At 60.1% G+C, this 17,114-nt stretch carries 18 protein-coding genes; 14 read left to right on the top strand and 4 right to left on the bottom strand.

Features of this window, described 5'->3' with window-relative positions; translation table 11 throughout:
• Window positions 1–27: 27 nt before the first annotated feature.
• Window positions 28–2,115: a coiled-coil domain-containing protein gene (locus SM763_RS07695; RefSeq protein ID WP_368998158.1), complete on the bottom strand. Its 2,088-nt coding sequence runs from the start codon at window positions 2,113–2,115 to the stop codon at window positions 28–30.
• 403 nt (window positions 2,116–2,518) lie between these two features.
• On the opposite strand from SM763_RS07695, the gene rplS reads away from it, so the two are divergent.
• The 4 genes from rplS (at window position 2,519) to SM763_RS07675 (ending at window position 6,036) form a co-directional block, all read left to right on the top strand.
• Entirely contained in the window at window positions 2,519–2,890 is a 372-nt protein-coding gene (rplS, locus tag SM763_RS07690) for a 50S ribosomal protein L19 (RefSeq protein WP_065273597.1), read from the top strand.
• A gap of 11 nt (window positions 2,891–2,901) precedes the next feature.
• Window positions 2,902–3,123: a 50S ribosomal protein L31 gene (gene rpmE / locus SM763_RS07685; protein WP_274830325.1), complete on the top strand. Its 222-nt coding sequence runs from the start codon at window positions 2,902–2,904 to the stop codon at window positions 3,121–3,123.
• A 269-nt stretch (window positions 3,124–3,392) separates the two neighbouring features.
• Window positions 3,393–5,033, top strand: a complete 1,641-nt coding sequence (locus SM763_RS07680) for a tetratricopeptide repeat-containing sulfotransferase family protein (RefSeq protein WP_368998156.1) — start codon at window positions 3,393–3,395, stop codon at window positions 5,031–5,033.
• A gap of 193 nt (window positions 5,034–5,226) precedes the next feature.
• On the top strand, window positions 5,227–6,036 hold the full coding sequence (locus tag SM763_RS07675) for a division plane positioning ATPase MipZ (protein WP_368998155.1): 810 nt from the start codon (window positions 5,227–5,229) through the stop codon (window positions 6,034–6,036).
• Between the two features lie 30 nt (window positions 6,037–6,066).
• On the opposite strand, the gene SM763_RS07670 is transcribed toward SM763_RS07675, so the two are convergent.
• Together SM763_RS07670 and SM763_RS07665 are read right to left on the bottom strand one after the other, a co-directional pair.
• On the bottom strand, window positions 6,067–7,293 hold the full coding sequence (locus SM763_RS07670; RefSeq protein WP_368998154.1) for an adenylate/guanylate cyclase domain-containing protein: 1,227 nt from the start codon (window positions 7,291–7,293) through the stop codon (window positions 6,067–6,069).
• Window positions 7,294–7,382: 89 nt separating this feature from the next.
• Entirely contained in the window at window positions 7,383–7,823 is a 441-nt protein-coding gene (locus SM763_RS07665; protein ID WP_065273598.1) for a MarR family winged helix-turn-helix transcriptional regulator, read from the bottom strand.
• Window positions 7,824–7,894: 71 nt separating this feature from the next.
• On the opposite strand from SM763_RS07665, the gene hmgA reads away from it, so the two are divergent.
• The 10 genes from hmgA to speB all read left to right on the top strand — a co-directional run bounded on the left by hmgA (window position 7,895) and on the right by speB (window position 16,406).
• Entirely contained in the window at window positions 7,895–9,250 is a 1,356-nt protein-coding gene (gene hmgA / locus SM763_RS07660) for a homogentisate 1,2-dioxygenase (RefSeq protein WP_274830328.1), read from the top strand.
• Window positions 9,251–9,318: 68 nt separating this feature from the next.
• Window positions 9,319–10,575: a fumarylacetoacetase gene (gene fahA, locus SM763_RS07655; protein ID WP_368998153.1), complete on the top strand. Its 1,257-nt coding sequence runs from the start codon at window positions 9,319–9,321 to the stop codon at window positions 10,573–10,575.
• 3 nt (window positions 10,576–10,578) lie between these two features.
• Window positions 10,579–10,935 (top strand): VOC family protein, encoded by a 357-nt coding sequence (locus SM763_RS07650; RefSeq protein ID WP_274838245.1) that lies wholly within the window; start codon window positions 10,579–10,581, stop codon window positions 10,933–10,935.
• Between the two features lie 4 nt (window positions 10,936–10,939).
• Complete coding sequence (locus SM763_RS07645; protein ID WP_274838244.1) at window positions 10,940–11,890, top strand: MBL fold metallo-hydrolase; 951 nt, start codon at window positions 10,940–10,942, stop codon at window positions 11,888–11,890.
• Between the two features lie 5 nt (window positions 11,891–11,895).
• Window positions 11,896–12,150, top strand: coding sequence for a hypothetical protein (locus tag SM763_RS07640; protein ID WP_274838243.1), 255 nt, complete (start codon window positions 11,896–11,898; stop codon window positions 12,148–12,150).
• 153 nt (window positions 12,151–12,303) lie between these two features.
• Entirely contained in the window at window positions 12,304–13,917 is a 1,614-nt protein-coding gene (locus SM763_RS07635) for an FAD-dependent oxidoreductase (RefSeq protein WP_368998152.1), read from the top strand.
• 5 nt (window positions 13,918–13,922) lie between these two features.
• Window positions 13,923–14,135, top strand: coding sequence for a DUF2783 domain-containing protein (locus tag SM763_RS07630; protein WP_065271581.1), 213 nt, complete (start codon window positions 13,923–13,925; stop codon window positions 14,133–14,135).
• Window positions 14,132–14,674 (top strand): VOC family protein, encoded by a 543-nt coding sequence (locus tag SM763_RS07625; protein WP_368998151.1) that lies wholly within the window; start codon window positions 14,132–14,134, stop codon window positions 14,672–14,674. The genes SM763_RS07630 and SM763_RS07625 overlap by 4 nt, the downstream gene beginning before the upstream one ends.
• A gap of 81 nt (window positions 14,675–14,755) precedes the next feature.
• Complete coding sequence (maiA, locus tag SM763_RS07620; protein ID WP_368998150.1) at window positions 14,756–15,397, top strand: maleylacetoacetate isomerase; 642 nt, start codon at window positions 14,756–14,758, stop codon at window positions 15,395–15,397.
• Between the two features lie 52 nt (window positions 15,398–15,449).
• Window positions 15,450–16,406 carry an agmatinase gene (gene speB, locus SM763_RS07615; RefSeq protein WP_368998149.1) on the top strand — a complete coding sequence of 319 codons (957 nt, stop codon included), beginning with the start codon at window positions 15,450–15,452 and terminating at the stop codon, window positions 16,404–16,406.
• Window positions 16,407–16,422: 16 nt separating this feature from the next.
• Here the strand turns inward: speB and SM763_RS07610 are convergent, their stop codons facing one another.
• Window positions 16,423–17,079 carry a GntR family transcriptional regulator gene (locus SM763_RS07610; protein ID WP_065271585.1) on the bottom strand — a complete coding sequence of 219 codons (657 nt, stop codon included), beginning with the start codon at window positions 17,077–17,079 and terminating at the stop codon, window positions 16,423–16,425.
• Window positions 17,080–17,114 lie beyond the last annotated feature (35 nt).

The following is a 17,114-nucleotide window of genomic DNA, read 5'->3' as shown; positions in this document are numbered from 1 at the left end:
ACCTATATAGCCCCCGGCCCCACCCCGTCAGGGCGCGGCGTTGTTCTTCTTGACGGTCAGGTCCGTCCCCTTGCGGAAGGTGATGTCACCCTTGGGCTGATTGCGCCGGGTTTCCCAACCCAGTTGCCCCGAAGAAATGCCATTGTCGGGATAATGCGTCTTCAGCTTCCAGGCGCCGCCGCCCGCGCCGCGCTCCAGCACTACCCGGCAATGCGGGATCATCTTTACCCCGCCATCGCGTTCGATGAACTTGACGTTCAGCGCCTTGAACAGCTGGTCCATGGTCTGCGCGCCGGTTTCGAATTTCTTCAGTTCGCTCTTCACTGTGGACACATCGACGGCATCGCCATCCCGCTCGACCGCGTAGCCCCAGCCAACCGAACTGGATGGCTTGCCCAAGAGCACGGTCAGATTCTTGAACTCGGTGGTGACCGCCGTGTGGTCCGAGGTGTTGCCCTCGGCCCAATGGGTGAAATCCTTGAGCTTGTTGGCCACGTCCAGCGCCGCCTCTACCGCTTCCTTTTCCAGCACCGGCGTGGCCCACATCGACCCTTTGCCGCCGCTGTACTGGGTCCTGTCGAACTTGTTGACGATATTCTGCGCGGTCTTGTCGATATCGGCGATCACGCGTTTGCCGTCCTCTTCGGTGTAGGTGACCTTGACCTGGTTCCAGGTTTCCGTCTGCATCACACCTTTTTCCTGACGGCTGACGCCCGAAGTATTGCCATCCTGATCCGGGGTGACGCCATCCTGCGTTGAGGCGCGCATCGCCTGGCGCTCCATCCCGGTCTGTGCGCCGTGGCGACCGGTGCCATGTCCCTCGCCACCCTCTTCGGCCTTTAGCCGCTCCTCCTGCCAGGCCTGCGCCTCGGCCTGTTTCTTGATCAGCGCCTCGATCTGGGCCCGGGCCTGATCCACCGGTACGCTGTCGAGCATCTCATCCAGCGCCGAGATGCGTGATTTGATATTGCCCAGTGCGGTGACGAATGCCTTTTCCTTCTCCAGCTTCTCGCTTTTCATCTTTTCGATGTTTTCAAGCAGCTCGCTGCGCGAGGTCTCCAGCACCTGACGCGCCTTGTCGAGCCGATCTGAACTGGCATCGACCTGGCGCTGCTTGGAGGCGATGTCCTTTGGCTTGGTCAGCCCCGACAGAGTGTCCTGCAGATCCTTCAGCACGCCCGCCTCACGGGTCACGGCGGCCTCCAGTTTCTTCAACTTTTCCGCTTCGGATTTGATGCGCGAGGCGAGCACCTTGGCAGCCTGACCTGCTTCGGATTTGTCAAAGTCAGAACTGCGTTTCTCGGCGCTCTGCTCCTCAGAAGCCAGCGCCTCCTTCACATAACCGACCATTTCCTTGTCCAGTTGCTCCAGCCGTTTCTGTCCGTCGGCCCATTCACCCTTTTTGAAATGCTCGACGACGGCGGCGAAATGCTGACGCAGCGCCTTGCGCTCGTCATCCATGATCTTGCCTTTGACCTTGTCAAAGCGGGCCGTGGTCGCCTTCAGCCGGGTCTTGGCGTTGACCTCTTCGCGCGACGCCTCCGATCCGCCGCCGATCAGGCCAATCAGCTCTTCCATCCGGGTGTTGAGTTTGCTCAAGATCGCGGCTGCCTTGTCCACCGCGCTATCCTTCTGCTCCTCAATCTGGCCGAACAGGATGCGCAGCTCCTTGCGTTCCTCGTCGGTGATCTTGCCCTTGATCTTGTCAAACCGCGACACCACAGCCTGCAGCCGTTTTTCGAACTTACCATCGGCGCTGTCCGCCCCGCCAGCGTCCACATCCGCGTCCACGATCTTATAGGCAAACTGCGTGCCCTTCATGACCGGCTTCAGATTCTTTTCCAGAATCTTGCCCTTAACCGGGCTCAGCTTCAGGGTGCCATCCTCAACAAAACAGCGGCCGACGGCGTGCGTCTTGGCCTTGGCTTTCAGCTCTTTCAGCAACGGCGCGGCGGTCTCTCCGACCACCAGAATAGTCTGCGGCGCGCCATTGAGCGCCACCTGATCGTAGTAATGAAACTCGCTCAGGCTCGCGTCGAGCTTTTTGAGTTCCTTCTTAAGCTCCGCCTTGTAGCCTTGCTCACTATTGAAAATATCCAGCTTTTTGAAAGGCATGGTCATTCCTCCTACCCATGAGGCACATTTAAACAGCACGGCCAGAAAGGGCCGACGCAACAACTTGATCTATCAATTCCCCCAAACGGTAGCCCCATAAGCCCCGGCGAGCAAAACAAAAGCGTTGCGAAGAAGTGGGGTTACGGCACAATTCCCTTGAAACATTGGCGCCACAGGCCTAAAAGCCGCTCGTCTGGTACCGGATTCGGTTCCGGGCGTTTTGCCTATGTGCGCATATCCTGGCTGACCTTCTTCGGTCATCTGACAGGGCGCGGATCGGCACTCAGGAACGATCGGTGTGATCTCTGGCGGGCTGCACAAGCGGGACCCGGTGAAGACCAAGAGCTCTCATATCCGCGCAAAACTTCGTGGAACAACCACGAGCAAAATAGGAGAAGATCAGATGGACCTGATCGCACAGCTGGAGGCGGAACAAGTTGCCGCCCTGGGGAAAGAGATCCCCGATTTCAAAGCCGGTGACACCATCCGCGTCGGCTACAAAGTGACCGAAGGCTCGCGTAGCCGTGTTCAGAACTACGAAGGCGTCTGCATCAGCCGCAAGAACGGTTCTGGCATCGCCGGTTCCTTCACCGTCCGCAAGATTTCGTTTGGCGAAGGCGTGGAGCGTGTGTTCCCGCTGCATTCGACCAACATCGACAGCATCACCGTCGTGCGCCGTGGCCGCGTGCGTCGTTCCAAGCTGTACTACCTGCGTTCGCGTCGCGGCAAATCCGCCCGTATCGCTGAAGACGCAAACTACAAAGCTAAAGCGTAAGGAGTGGTATCATGAAAGCCGACACCCATCCCGACTACCACTTCATCGACGTCAAAATGACCGACGGTACCGTCATCAAGATGCGTTCCACCTGGGGCAAAGAAGGCGACCAGCTGTCGCTGGACATCGACCCCTCCGTGCACCCCGCATGGACCGGCGGTTCGACCCGCCTGATGGACGCCGGTGGCCGCGTGTCCAAGTTCAAAAAGAAATACGAAGGTCTGGGCTTCTAAGACCAACTATCGGTTTCGAAACGAAAACCGCTCCTTTTGGGGCGGTTTTTTTTTATTTTTGGCGCAAGCACAAATTAGATAGAGGCCATGCATAGCCCGAGCAAAAATTGTAAAATCTTTTCAAATTGACAAGCTTTTTGGGGCACAGTTTTTCGAAATCGTGGATACACTGAAACGAAAGGCCGCAGCCAATGCTCTCCCAAGCCAGCCCTTCCCGCATCAAACACCTCCCCGAGGCTTTGGCGGGGAATCGAGGGCATGGGACCCCCGTGAGCCAATCGGAAGTCACTGCGGCGGTTACTCTTTTCCGAGAAGGCAGAATCTCAGACGCCCTGTCCACAGCACAAGCTCTGGCGAAACGCTCCCCCGACTTGGTCCCATTGCTGGATTTGCAGGGCGCGTGCCTGAAGGCCCAAGGCGACCTCCTAGGCGCTCTGGATTTCTTCAAACGCAGCCTAGAGGCTGGAGGCAATCCCGCCATCGGGCATTTCAATATCGGCGCTATACTTCTTCAACTCAATTACCTCGATCTCGCAACCGAGCACCTGAGCAAGGCCGTCGTCCTAGATCCGAAAAACCCGGCGGCGAGCAGAGCACTGGCCATGTCCCTGAACGAACAAGGCCACTATGCGGAAGCCGTGCATATCATCTCAGCTCTTATCGAGAACAATCCGGTTACCGATGAATTACTCAACGTACTGGGCCTATCACTACGCCGCCTTAACCGTCTGACAGAGGCGAAGGCCTGCTATAATTCGGTGACCCCGGCCTCACCAGCTGGTGGAGAAGCCCAATATCAGCTTGGACTCATCGCAGTATCCGAAAACAGAAATGACACCGCAAAGCAGCATTTCCAGAACGCTCTGGACCTAAATCCCCGGCTGACGCCCGTGCACCGCAACATGTCCCTGGTGATCACCTATGACAAGGATCATCCCCACCTGAGAGACATGCAACAACTCCTCAACGAGGGCGACCTGCAGCCCAGCGCAGAAAGCGAACTGCGCTTTGCGCTCTACAAAGCTCTGAATGATACCAGGCAGTACGACGCCGCATTTGAGCATCTGGAACAGGGCAACAGCCTCAAGAAGCAAACGATCAGATATTCGATCGAGAAGGACGAAGGCATATTTGCGTACCTGAAGCATACCTTTGCTGAACCGGCACCGGTTGCCACATCTGAGCTCGGCTTTCGGCCAATTTTCATCGTCGGGCTGCCGCGCTCAGGCACAACGGTAACGGAACGCATCCTATGCGGCTGCGAAGGTGTGACAGGCGCTGGCGAATTGCAGTATTCCACAACTGCCATGTCCAAGCTGATGCAGCAAATGGCAACAAAGAAGCAAACGAAATTCACACAAGCCGACGCACAGGCCCTGCGAGACGCAGTTGGGCAGGCCATGCAGGGTCACGCCAATGGCGCACCTGTTGTAATCGACAAGATGCCGCTCAACTTTCGTTGGGTCGGCGGCCTTCTGGCAGCCTTCCCCGAGGCGCGGATCGTCTACACCACGCGCATGCCCCGCGATCAGCTCTGGTCTCTTTATCAGGTTTGCATGGCGGGTAGTGGCAATGGGTTCAGCTATGATCTCAGCGACATTGCCCAATATCAGGCTCTAACGCGGGACCTGATGCAACACTGGATGCGGCTGTTTCCGGACCAGATCCATCAACTGGACTATCACGCGCTCACGAAAGATCCCGAAGAGCACATCCGGCCATTGGTGGATTTCTGCGGGCTGGAATGGTCCGATGACTGCCTGCATCCAGAAAACCGTGAGAGCGCCATTCAAACGGCATCGTTGCAGCAGGCGCGACAGCCGATCTATCATCGCTCGACCCCGGACTGGCTCCCCCACGAGGCACGTCTCTCCTCGGCATTCGAGCAGTTGAACCAATTGGGTCTGTAGCAGCGCCGGAACGAAGTGTTCCAATTAACACATGGCATCCTGCGGCAGTGCATCAGCTGCACTGCTGCCCCCGCCTGATGCGGCAAAAATCAGGCTCTAATTGGGGTAGTTCAACGCTTTTCATTGATTCGGGCACTGTCTATAGTCCGCAGAAAATCGCTCCCGCGGCGCGGGGAACCAAAGGGATCATTGAATGGCGCATATCATTGTCGTCGGCAACGAAAAGGGCGGTGCAGGGAAATCCACCGTCTCCATGCATGTGGCAACCGCTCTGGCACGGCTGGGGCACAAGGTGGCGGCGCTGGATCTTGATCTGCGGCAACGCTCGCTTGGTCGGTATCTGGAAAACCGCAAGGCGTTCATGGCACAGGTCGGGCTGGAACTGCCCATCGTGGATCTGCACGAATTGCCGGACATCGATCCCGACAGTCTGCAACCGGGCGAAAATATCTATGATCACCGCCTGTCCGCTGCGGTCTCCAGCCTGGAGCCGGACAATGATTTCATCCTGATCGACTGTCCCGGTTCACACACCCGGCTGAGCCAGGTGGCGCACTCGCTGGCCGACACGCTGATCACGCCACTGAACGACAGTTTCGTGGATTTCGACCTGCTGGCCCATACCGATGACAAGGGCGACAAGATCACCGGCCCGTCGGTCTATTCGGAAATGGTCTGGAATGCGCGCCAGTTGCGGGCGCAGGCCGGGTTGAAACCCATCGACTGGATCGTGATCCGAAACCGTGTCGGCACCCAGCGCATGGTCAATAAGGAAAAGATGGAGCGCGCCATCAACATGCTGTCCAAACGGATCGGCTTTCGCGTTGCGCCGGGCTTTTCCGAGCGGGTGATTTTCCGCGAGCTCTTCCCGCGCGGCCTGACCTTGCTGGATCTCAAGGACGTGGGCGTCAAACAGCTGAACATCTCCAACATCGCCGCCCGGCAAGAGCTGCGGGACATGATGAAAGAGCTGAACCTGCCCGGTGTCGAGATCAATATCTGATCCGCGCCCTGCGAGGTGCCAGGCTGGCCCTCACACGGGCCGTTCCGGCGCCTCGTAGATCGTGAACAATTCGATCGGCTCGGCCACGCTGCGCAGCATGTAGCGGCCGAGAGACACCAGATCGTGCCCCGCCTCTGCCCCGGCGCGCTGTACCTCCTGTGACAGGATCACGCTTTGCCCGACCGAGTGGCGCAGGCCGGAAATCCGCGCTGTCTGATTGACGGTCGGCCCGATCACGGTGAAATCTAGCCTGTTTTCTGACCCGATATTCCCATACAGAATATCGCCCGCATGCAGCGCAAGGGTGAACCCCGGCGCGGGCTGGCCAGCCTTGGTCCGTTCGATATTGCGCAGGCGGATCTTCTGACGCAGCTCACTCGCCGCATCCAGCGCCGCCTTGGCGTCCTTGCTGAGCGAGCCGAGGTTGAACATCGTCAGCATCCCATCGCCCATGAACTTCAGGATATTGCCCCCGTGGGACTGGATCACGGTTACAGCAATGCCGAAATAATCGTTCAGCATGTCGATCACCTCGGGGCCGGGCACCTGCTCGGCCAGGCTGGTAAAGCCCTTGAGGTCGAACAGGCAGATGACCGCGTTGATCCGGTCCGACGACCCGCGCTGGATTTCGCCGGACAGCACCCGCCGCCCGGCGTCACGTCCCAGATAGACCTGCAACAGATCCTTGGCCATCTGCTGGTTCGACATCGATTTCAGCGCCAGCCCCAGGTGCGGCGCGATCGTGCGCAGCAGGAGCAGGTCACGCGCGGGAAAACCGCCCGGATGATCGCAACTCCAGGAGATCAGCACCCCTTCGGAGGGCCTGCTCGGGTCCAGCGGAGCCTTCTCATCAGAGAACCGCAAACCGAAAGCAAAGTAATCGGTCACCCCACGCCCCCGCAGATCCCCCAGCATGGGGAAACGGACGACATCCTGATCGTTCAGATCTGATCGGAACTCATCCAGGTCCTCTGCCAACAGATGGAACAGCGGGCTTTGCAGCCAGGCATCGCGCGGCGCCTGCCGATGCTCGTATCGCTCCTGCGACATCCCTTCGGTCCGTGTCCAGCTGAACCCGATCCCGCCGAACTGCGGGTGAAAGGCGCGTTGCGCCAGATGAAACCGCCACAGGGGCACACCGGCGGCGACCAGTTCCTCGCAGAACGCCTTCAGAAAGGTTTCGCGCTCGTTGCTGCGCAACCCCTGCTCGGTCAGCCAGGAGATCAAGGCGGGGGCTCGGCTGTCTGTCTGATCCACGGGAAAGGGTCCTCGGTTTGCGCGGGTGTTTTGCCAGTATCCGGCACTCTCTGTGTCCGGCAGTATCTGGGGTGCCGAAGCCCGAATGTCTATTCCTCGATTCCAGCCAACTGACGCAACATGCGCCGCAGGGTCTGTTCCTCTTCTGGGCTGAACCGGGCCGCCAACTGCTTGTCATAGCTTGCCGCCTGCCCGCGCAGATCGCGATAGGCCGCCTCCCCCGCCGGGGTCAGCTTCAGGTGCTCCGACCGCCGGTCCGCCGTATCCCTGTTGCGGGTGATGAAACGGCGCTCAGTTAGCTTGGCCACCGCCCGGCTGATCTTGGTCTTGTGGATCTTGGCGCGCTGACCGATCTCCTTGGCCGTCATGGTGCCATAGGTGCCAAGGTGGAACAGTACCCGCCATTCGTTGCGCAGCATCCCATAACGGTTCTTGTAATAGGACTGAAAGGCAAGCGAGCTTTCCTCGGCCGCACGGTTCAGCAGGAACGGCAGGAAATCCTGCAAAGCGAAATCATCTTTTTCGGTCATTTGCCCCTCCATACCCTTGTTAGTTACAAAATCAACTATTACCCCGGCAAGCGGAAAAGGAGGAACGCGCCATGAATCGACCCACAAATCCCCATGAGATGATCCAGGCCCCTTCGCTTGCTGGCCCGCATGAGGGCTATATGCCCGGCTTTGGCAACGACTATGAAACCGAGGCTCTGCCCGGCGCCCTGCCCCAGGGCATGAACAGCCCGCAGAAATGCAATTACGGTCTTTATGGTGAGCAGCTGAGCGGCACCGCCTTCACCGCCGAGCGCGTCGAGCGCACCTGGTGCTACCGCATCCGCCCTTCGGTGAAGCACTCCCACCGCTATGAAAAAATCGACCTGCCCTATTGGAAATCCGCGCCCTGTGTCGATCCCGATGTGACCTCGCTCGGTCAGTATCGCTGGGATCCGGTGGCCCACAGCGGCGAGCCGCTGACCTGGCTGACGGGTATGCGCACCATGACCACCGCAGGCGATGTGAATACCCAGGTCGGCATGGCCAGCCATGTCTATCTGGTCACAGAATCGATGAAAGACAGCTATTTCTTCTCGGCCGACAGTGAGCTCTTGGTCGTCCCGCAAGAGGGCCGTCTGCGTTTCTGCACCGAGCTGGGCATCATCGATCTGGAGCCGAAGGAAATCGCCATCCTGCCGCGCGGCCTGCTCTATCGGGTCGAGGTTCTGGAAGGCCCCGCACGCGGTTTCGTCTGCGAAAACTACGGTCAGAAGTTCGAGCTGCCGGGCCGTGGCCCGATCGGCGCCAACTGCATGGCCAACCCGCGCGACTTCAAGGCGCCGGTGGCGGCGTTTGAGGACCGCGAAGTGCCCTCTACCGTGACCATCAAATGGTGTGGCCAGTTCCACGAGACCAAGATTGGCCATTCGCCGCTGGATGTGGTCGCTTGGCACGGCAACTATGCGCCGGTGAAATACGACCTGCGCACCTATTGCCCGGTCGGTGCCATCCTGTTCGACCACCCGGATCCCTCGATTTTCACCGTGCTGACCGCGCCCTCGGGCCAGCCGGGCACCGCGAACATCGATTTCGTGTTGTTCCGCGAACGCTGGATGGTGGCCGAGAACACCTTCCGCCCGCCGTGGTATCACAAGAACATCATGTCCGAGCTTATGGGCAACATCTACGGCCAGTATGATGCCAAGCCGCAGGGCTTCATCCCCGGTGGCATGTCCCTGCACAACATGATGCTGCCGCACGGACCGGACAAGAACGCCTTTGAGGGCGCGTCGAACTCGAACCTCGGGCCGGAGAAGCTGGAAAATACCATGTCCTTCATGTTCGAGACCCGCTTCCCGCAGCACCTGACCGAATTCGCCGCCAAGGAGGCGCCGCTGCAGGACGATTACATCGACTGCTGGTCCGACATCGAAAAGAAATTCGACGGCACGCCGGGCCTGAAGTAAGCCTGTAGCCACAGCCGTTTTGCGCCGGGGTGCTCCCGGCGCCTGCACATAACGTTTTGGGAGACACCATGCCCCTTTTGAAATCCTGGGTCGCCTCGGCCAATTCCGCCGACACGCCCTTTCCGCTGAACAACCTGCCCTACGGCGTCTTCTCTGTCGGTGACGAAGACCCGCGCTGCGGCGTCGCCATCGGCGACATGATCCTTGATATGCAGGCCGCCGAAGAGGCTGGCCTCATCGACCTGACCGATTACGCCCTGTTCGAGGTCCCCTTCTGGAACGACCTGATGGAAGAAGGTCCCGCCGTCTGGACCGCCCTGCGCAACCGTCTGACCGCGCTTCTGTCCGAAGGCGCCGCCGAGCAGGCCAAGGTCGAACCGCTGCTGGTGCCGCAGGCCGAGGCGCAGATGCATATGCCCTTCATGGTCAGCGAATACACCGACTTTTATGCCGGCAAGCATCACGCCATGAACGTCGGCACCATGTTCCGCGGCCCGGAAAACGCGCTGCCGCCGAACTGGCTGCACATCCCGATCGGCTATAACGGTCGCGCCTCCTCGGTTGTCGTGTCCGGCACCGATGTGCGCCGCCCCTGGGGCCAACTGAAAGGCCCGAATGACGACGCCCCCCGCTGGGCGCCCTGCGCGCGTTTCGACATCGAGCTGGAAATGGGTGCCATCGTCGGCGTCCCCTCCGAAGGTCCGATCACCGTGCAGGAAGCGGACGACAATATCTTTGGCTACGTGCTGCTGAACGACTGGTCGGCGCGCGATATCCAGGCCTGGGAATACCAGCCGCTTGGCCCGTTTCAGGCCAAGGCGACCGCCACCACCGTCAGCCCCTGGATCGTGACCAAGGCGGCGCTGGAACCCTTCCGCTGCGACACGCCCGCGCGCGAAGTTGAGCTACTGGATCACCTCAAGGACTGCGGACCGATGCTCTATGACATCGATCTGGAGGTAACCATGGCGCCAGAGGGCAAGGACGCCAGCACCATCGTGCGCACCAACTACAATGAAATGTACTATTCCGCCGCGCAGCAGCTGGCCCATCACACCACATCGGGCTGCCCGATGAACGCGGGTGACCTGCTAGGTTCCGGCACCATCTCGGGCGAAACCAAGGAAAGCCGCGGCTCGCTTCTGGAACTCAGCTGGGGCGGCAAGGAGCCAGTGACGCTGGAGACCGGCGAGGAACGCTCCTTTATCGTCGATGGCGACACGCTGACGCTGAAAGGCGCAGGCAAGGGCGACGGCTACACGATCGGGTTCGGCGAATGTGCGGGTAAGATCCTGCCCGCGCTGGACGATCCCTATAAGCGCTAAGCTGTGATCGCCCTCGACCATATCCAGATTGCCATCCCCAAGGATGGAGAGCCCAAAGCCCGCGCCTTTTGGTGTGAGGGCCTTGGGCTGGCCGAGATCGAAAAGCCGGAGGCGCTGAAAGCGCGCGGAGGCCTGTGGCTGTCACTGGCCGGTTCCGAGCTGCATCTGGGCGTGGAAGAGGGGTTCACCCCTGCGCGCAAAGCCCATCCGGGCTTTGCCGTAGACGACATCGACACCATCGCGGCACGGATCACGGCCACCGGCCAATCACCGCGCTGGGATGACACCATAGAAAGCCGACGCCGGTTCTTCGCCGAAGATCCATTCGGCAACCGGCTTGAGTTTCTGCAAAAGGACTGAACACATGGCAAAGGCATTCGCGTCGCAAGGCGACATGACGGAAAAGAAGATCAGCTTCACCGAAGTGGGCGAGGGCCTTTACGCCTTCACCGCCGAGGGCGATCCAAACTCAGGCGTGATCATCGGCGATGACTCGGTGATGATCGTCGAGGCGCAGGCCACCCCGCGTCTGGCGAACAAGGTTATCGAATGCGTGCGCTCGGTGACGGACAAGCCGATCACCCATGTCGCGCTGACCCACTATCACGCGGTGCGGGTGCTGGGCGCCTCGGCCTTTGGCGCGCAGCAGATCATCATGGGCGATGCTGCCCGCGCCATGGTCGTTGAACGCGGTCAGGAAGACTGGGACAGCGAATTCCAGCGCTTCCCGCGCCTGTTCGAAGGTCACGAAAGCATCCCGGGCCTGACCTATCCCACCACCACATTCTCGGAAGACATGACCGTCTATCTGGGCAACCGCCGCGTCGACCTGATGCACCTGGGCCGCGCCCATACCGCAGGCGACATCGTGATCCACGTGCCGGATCAGAACGTCATGTTCACTGGCGATATCGTGGAATACCACTCGGCCTGCTATTGCGGCGACGGTCACTTCAGCGACTGGGGTGATACGCTGGATGCGATCAAATCCTTTGACGTCGACGCCATCGCGCCGGGTCGCGGGGATGCGCTGGTCGGCAAGGAAATGGTCAACGCGGCCATCGAGAACACCCGCGACTTCGTCGAAAGCACCTATCGCCCCGCCGCCCGCGTGGCTGCCCGCAACGGCACCCTGAAAGAGGCCTGGGACGCGGTGCGCCAAGAGTGCGATCCCAAGTTTAAAGACTACGCGATCTACGAGCACTGCCTGCCCTTCAACGTCGCCCGCGCCTATGACGAGGCCCGCGGTATTGACACCCCCCGCATCTGGACCGCACAACGTGACCTTGAAATGTGGGACTCACTACAAGGCTAAGATGCATGAAAATAACGCACTTTAAGTCAGCGGCGATGAAAGCAGCTGTAGTTTTAGTGCCCTCGTATCTGGCGGCATTCTTGAGCGACAAAATGGTTTGGGTCGTGCCGACACTCGCAGCTTCAAGCTTTTTCGCTGCAACGATTGGCGTCAAATCGGAAGATGCTGCCAGAAACGTTGAAGAAGATCTCGAAAGCCATACCGAGCATGCCAATCAAAACCACGCTGAAGGCATGTCGGTGGAAACAGGGAGCAACTAGAACCTTTCGCCAGCCCAACAAGGTTTGGCTTTTTTTGACCTAGGTCGTGTTGCTCCCGCTTTTGAAATGGAATGCTAACCTAACCTCCCGGCCAACCCCATGGCCGGGAACCGGAGAAGCTGTGCCAAGCGGCACCCTTTGGGAGGACACCAGATGAACAAGATCTTTGAAGTGCCCCTGTACCCGTATGAACGTCATGCGGATCAGGACGCCCCGGCGCCGGTGCGGCGCAAGGTGGTGATCATTGGCGCAGGCCCGGTCGGCCTTGCCGCAGCCATCGACCTGGCCCAGCAGGGCATCGAGGCGGTGATCCTGGATGACAACGACAAGGTCAGCTTCGGCTCCCGCGCGATCTGTTTCGCCAAACGCCCGCTGGAGATCCTTGACCGCCTTGGCTGCGGTCAGCCGATGGTGGACAAGGGCGTGCAGTGGAACATCGGCAAGGTCTTCTTCGATGATCGTCAGGTCTATGAATTCAACCTGCTGCCGGAGGAAGGCCACAAACGTCCGGCCTTCATCAACCTGCAACAGTATTACTTCGAAGAGTACCTGGTGAACCGGGTCAAGGAATTGCAGGCCGAAGGCGCCCCGATCGAGATCCGCGGCCGCAACAAGGTCTCCGCTATCGGCACCCACCCCGATCACGTGACGCTGGAAATCGACACGCCCGAAGGCTCTTACAATATCGAGGCAGACTGGCTGATCGCCTGCGATGGCGCCGGCTCTCCGACCCGGCAGATGCTGGGGCTCGATTTCGTGGGCCGCGTGTTCGAGGACAACTTCCTTATCGCCGATGTGGTGATGGAGGCCGACTTCCCCACCGAACGCTGGTTCTGGTTCGATCCGCCCTTCAACAAAGGCCAGTCGGCGCTGTTGCACAAACAGCCTGATGGCGTCTGGCGCATCGACCTGCAGCTGGGCTGGGACATCGACAAGGAGCGCGAGAAACGCCCCGAGAACGTCATTCCCCGCCTCAAGGAAATGCTGGGCGAGGATGTGAAATTCGAACTGGAATGGGTGTCGATCTACACCTTCCAGTGCCGCCGCATGGAAAACTTCCGCCATGGCCGCGTGTTGTTTGCGGGCGATGCAGCGCATCAGGTATCTCCCTTCGGGGCGCGCGGTGCGAACTCGGGTCTGCAGGACACCGATAACCTGTGCTGGAAGCTGAAACTGGTGATGGAGGGCAAGGCCCCCGAAAGCCTGCTCGACAGCTACGATCAGGAACGGGTCTATGGCGCCGACGAGAATATCCTGAACTCCAGCCGCTCCACTGATTTCATCACCCCGAAATCGGAAATGTCGCGCGTGCTGCGTGATGCGGTTCTGGACCTCAGCGAACATCACGAATTTGCGCGCCCGCTGGTGAACTCCGGCCGCCTGTCGGTGCCCTGCACCTATGACGGATCGCACCTGAATTCTGCCGATGCGCTGCCCAATGGGCCGGAGCGCACCCGCCCCGGATCGCCCTGCCCCGATGCGCCGCTTGGCGATGACTTCCTGCTGCCGAAACTGGCGGACAAGTTCACTCTGCTAACCATCGACGCCGAGGCCCCCGATATGATCGAGGAAGACGGCATCGAAGTCACCCGGCTGGCACTGTCGGTCAAGGACGACCGCACCCTGGCCCTGAAGGAACGTTACCTCGGCGACAATGCCAGCGGCGTTTACCTGATCCGCCCGGATCAGCACGTGGCCGCCCGCCGCCCCTCCTATGACGACAACCAGTTCCGCGCCGCCATCCGCCGCGCCGTGGGCAAGGAGTAACACGGATGTCCGACCAACTGATCCTGACCCCGAACATCGACGGCGCCGATGATTTCTACGCCGATCTTCTGGCCGCACACGAGGGCCTTTCCAAGGCCGACAGCGACGCGCTCAATGCGCGGCTGGTGCTGGTCCTGTCCAACCACATTGGGAAACGCGCGATCCTGAAACAGGCGCTGGCTGCCGCCGCGCTTCAGCCTTCGGAGGAGAGCAAGTGAAAATCGAGAAAATCCATCACGTCGCCTATCGGTGCAAGGACGCCAAGGAAACGGTGGAGTGGTACAACAAGATGCTGAAGATGGACTTCGTCCTCGCCATAGCCGAGGATCACGTCCCGTCCACACATGAACCCGACCCTTACATGCATGTCTTCATGGATGCGGGCGACGGCAATGTCCTGGCCTTTTTCGAATTGCCGACCAAGCCGGAAATGGGCCGTGACCCCAACACGCCGGAATGGGTGCAGCACATCGCCTTCAAGGTGAAGGACCGCGACACGCTGATCGAATTCAAGGACCATCTTGAGGCCAACGGTGTCGAGGTGCTGGGTGTGACGGATCATTCGATCTTCCACTCGATCTATTTCTTCGACCCGAACGGCCACCGGGTGGAACTGGCCTGCCCAGATCCCAAGGAAGAGGCGCTGCTGGAAAAACTGGACGCCGTGAAATGGGAGATGCTGGAGGAATGGTCAAAGACCAAGAAGGCGCCCAAACACGCAGACTGGCTGCACGCCAAGGAACTGAGTAACCTCTGAACAACAGACCGAAACACAAAGACCGCATCCGGGGATCCCGGGTGCGGTTTCATATCAGGCAGGCACAAGAGGGAGAGACTGATGACGGATGTGGTACTTTTTGATTACTGGCGGTCGTCGGCCAGCTACCGGCTGCGCATCGCGCTGAACCTTGCCGGGATCGACTACCAGTCCATCCCCGTCGATCTGGTAAAGGGAGAGCAGCGCAGCCCCGAACATCTGGCGCGCAACCCGCAGGGCTTTGTGCCGGTGCTGGAGATCGATGGGCTGCGGCTGACACAGTCGCTGGCGATCCTGGATTATCTGGACCAGACCCGTGATCTGAACCTTCTCCCGAAAGCCCCGGCAGAGCGGGCCAAGGCGCAGGCACTGGCGCAATCCATCGCGGTGGACCTGCACCCGGTCTGCAACCTCGCCGTTGCCCGCCATGCAACCCAGCTGAGCGGTGGGCGCGAGGATATGCCTACGGCCTGGATGCAGCATTTCATCCGCCCCGGATTGCAGGCGTTCGAGGCGCTGCTGGCGGGGTTTGAACAGGCCCCCTATTGCACTGGTGATGCGCCGGGGCTGGCTGATATCTGCCTGATGCCGCAGATCTACAATGCCCGCCGCTGGGAGGTAGATATCTCGGACATGCCACGCCTTTTGGCGGTCGAAGACGCCTGTGCCCAGCATCCGGCCTTTGCTGCTGCCCATCCGGATGCGGTGCAACCCGGCGCTTGACCCCGCCCCGCCGCTTCCCCTTACTGGCAGCACTGGCAGCGGGGAGCGCAGCATGAGCAAACATGGATATGACAGCGGGCGGCTGAACCTGCCTTTCGTCGGCATCTGCACCTTTGGCAAGTACCCATACGTGGAGGATTGGAACGCCATTGATGCGGATGCGGCCGTTCTGGGGGCGCCGTTCGATTTCGGTGCCCAGTGGCGGTCGGGCGCACGCATGGGGCCGCGCGCCATCCGCGAGGCCTCGACCCTGTTCAGCTTTGGCCATGCGGGCGCTTATGATTTCGAGGATGATGTCACCTATCTGGACCCGGCCAAGGTGACCATTGTGGACATTGGCGATGCGGATATCATCCATACCGATACCCTGCAGAGCCACGCCAATATCGAATACGGCGTGCGTAAGATCCTGAAGGCCGGTGCCCTGCCGGTGGTGCTGGGCGGCGATCACTCGGTGAATGTCCCCTGCATCAACGCCTTTGACGATCAGGAGCCGATCCACGTAGTGCAGATCGACGCGCATCTCGATTTCGTCGACGAGCGTCACGGGGTACGCTATGGCCATGGCAACCCGATGCGCCGCGCCGCTGAAAAACCCTATGTCACCGGGCTGACCCAGATCGGTATCCGCAACGTCTCCTCCACCGCCAAGGACGGCTATGATGCCGCCCGCTCCATGGGGTCGGACATCCAGTCGGTCCGCCATGTGCGCAAGATGGGCACCGAGGCACTGATCAACCGCATCCCGCAAGGAGAGCGCTATTATCTGACTGTGGATATCGACGCCTTCGCCCCCTCAATCGCACCGGGCACCGGCACTCCCAGCCACGGCGGGTTTCTCTATTACGAGGTATTGGAGATCATCGACGCGCTGGCGCAGCGGGGCGATATCGTCGGGCTTGATCTGGTGGAGGTGGCGCCGGATTACGATACCACCGGCTGCACATCCATTTTGGCGGCGCAACTGCTGATGAACACCATCGGGCGCATCCTGCACCACCGCGACTGAACCTGCTGCGGCGGCTTTATTCTGCGGCGCTTTTGAGGCTGGCCATCAGAGTGTGGAACTTCTCGCCCTGCACCGCGACGTGATCGCGCAGGGCGTTGGCAGCGGCTTCGCCGTCGCCCCGGACCAGCGCCTGCACCACGGCCTTGTGTTCATCCATGGACTGCGCCAGACGCCCGCGAAACCGCAGCTGCTGGCGGCGAAAGGGCTTCAGGCGTTTGTGCAACTTGCAGGCTTCCTGCTCCAGAAACCCATTGCCGGATTCGCGGTAGAGGATGCGGTGGAAACGCTCGTTCTCCACGTAATAGGCATCCGAATCCTGTGCATCGACCGCTGCCTGACATTTAGCATTGGCATCGTTCAGCTCATCCAGCGCCTGATCCGAAATCCGCTTGGCTGCCAGCCGTCCGCAGACCGCTTCCAGCTCGGCCATGACTTCGAACATTTCCATCAGTTCGACCGGGCCGGGCTGACGTACAAAGGCGCCGCGTCGCGGGATCAGCTGTACCAGACCAGAGAGCGCAAGCCGCTGAAATGCCTCACGAAGCGGCGTGCGTGAAACGCCGAACTGTTCGGCCAGGCGCACCTCGTCCAAGCGGTCGCCATCCGCAAATGTGCCGTCAAAGATCAGCTCTTCCAGCTCTTCAGCGATACTATCTGCACGACGTTGCCCCATGGATTTTCAGTAGCACTCCGGTTTTGAAAATTCAA

Origin of the sequence: Pseudophaeobacter sp. C1-32P7, from assembly GCF_041008775.1 — a bacterium.
GTDB classification, from domain to species: Bacteria; Pseudomonadota; Alphaproteobacteria; order Rhodobacterales; family Rhodobacteraceae; genus Phycobacter; species Phycobacter gallaeciensis_A.
This window is presented reverse-complemented; position numbering and strand designations above follow the sequence as displayed.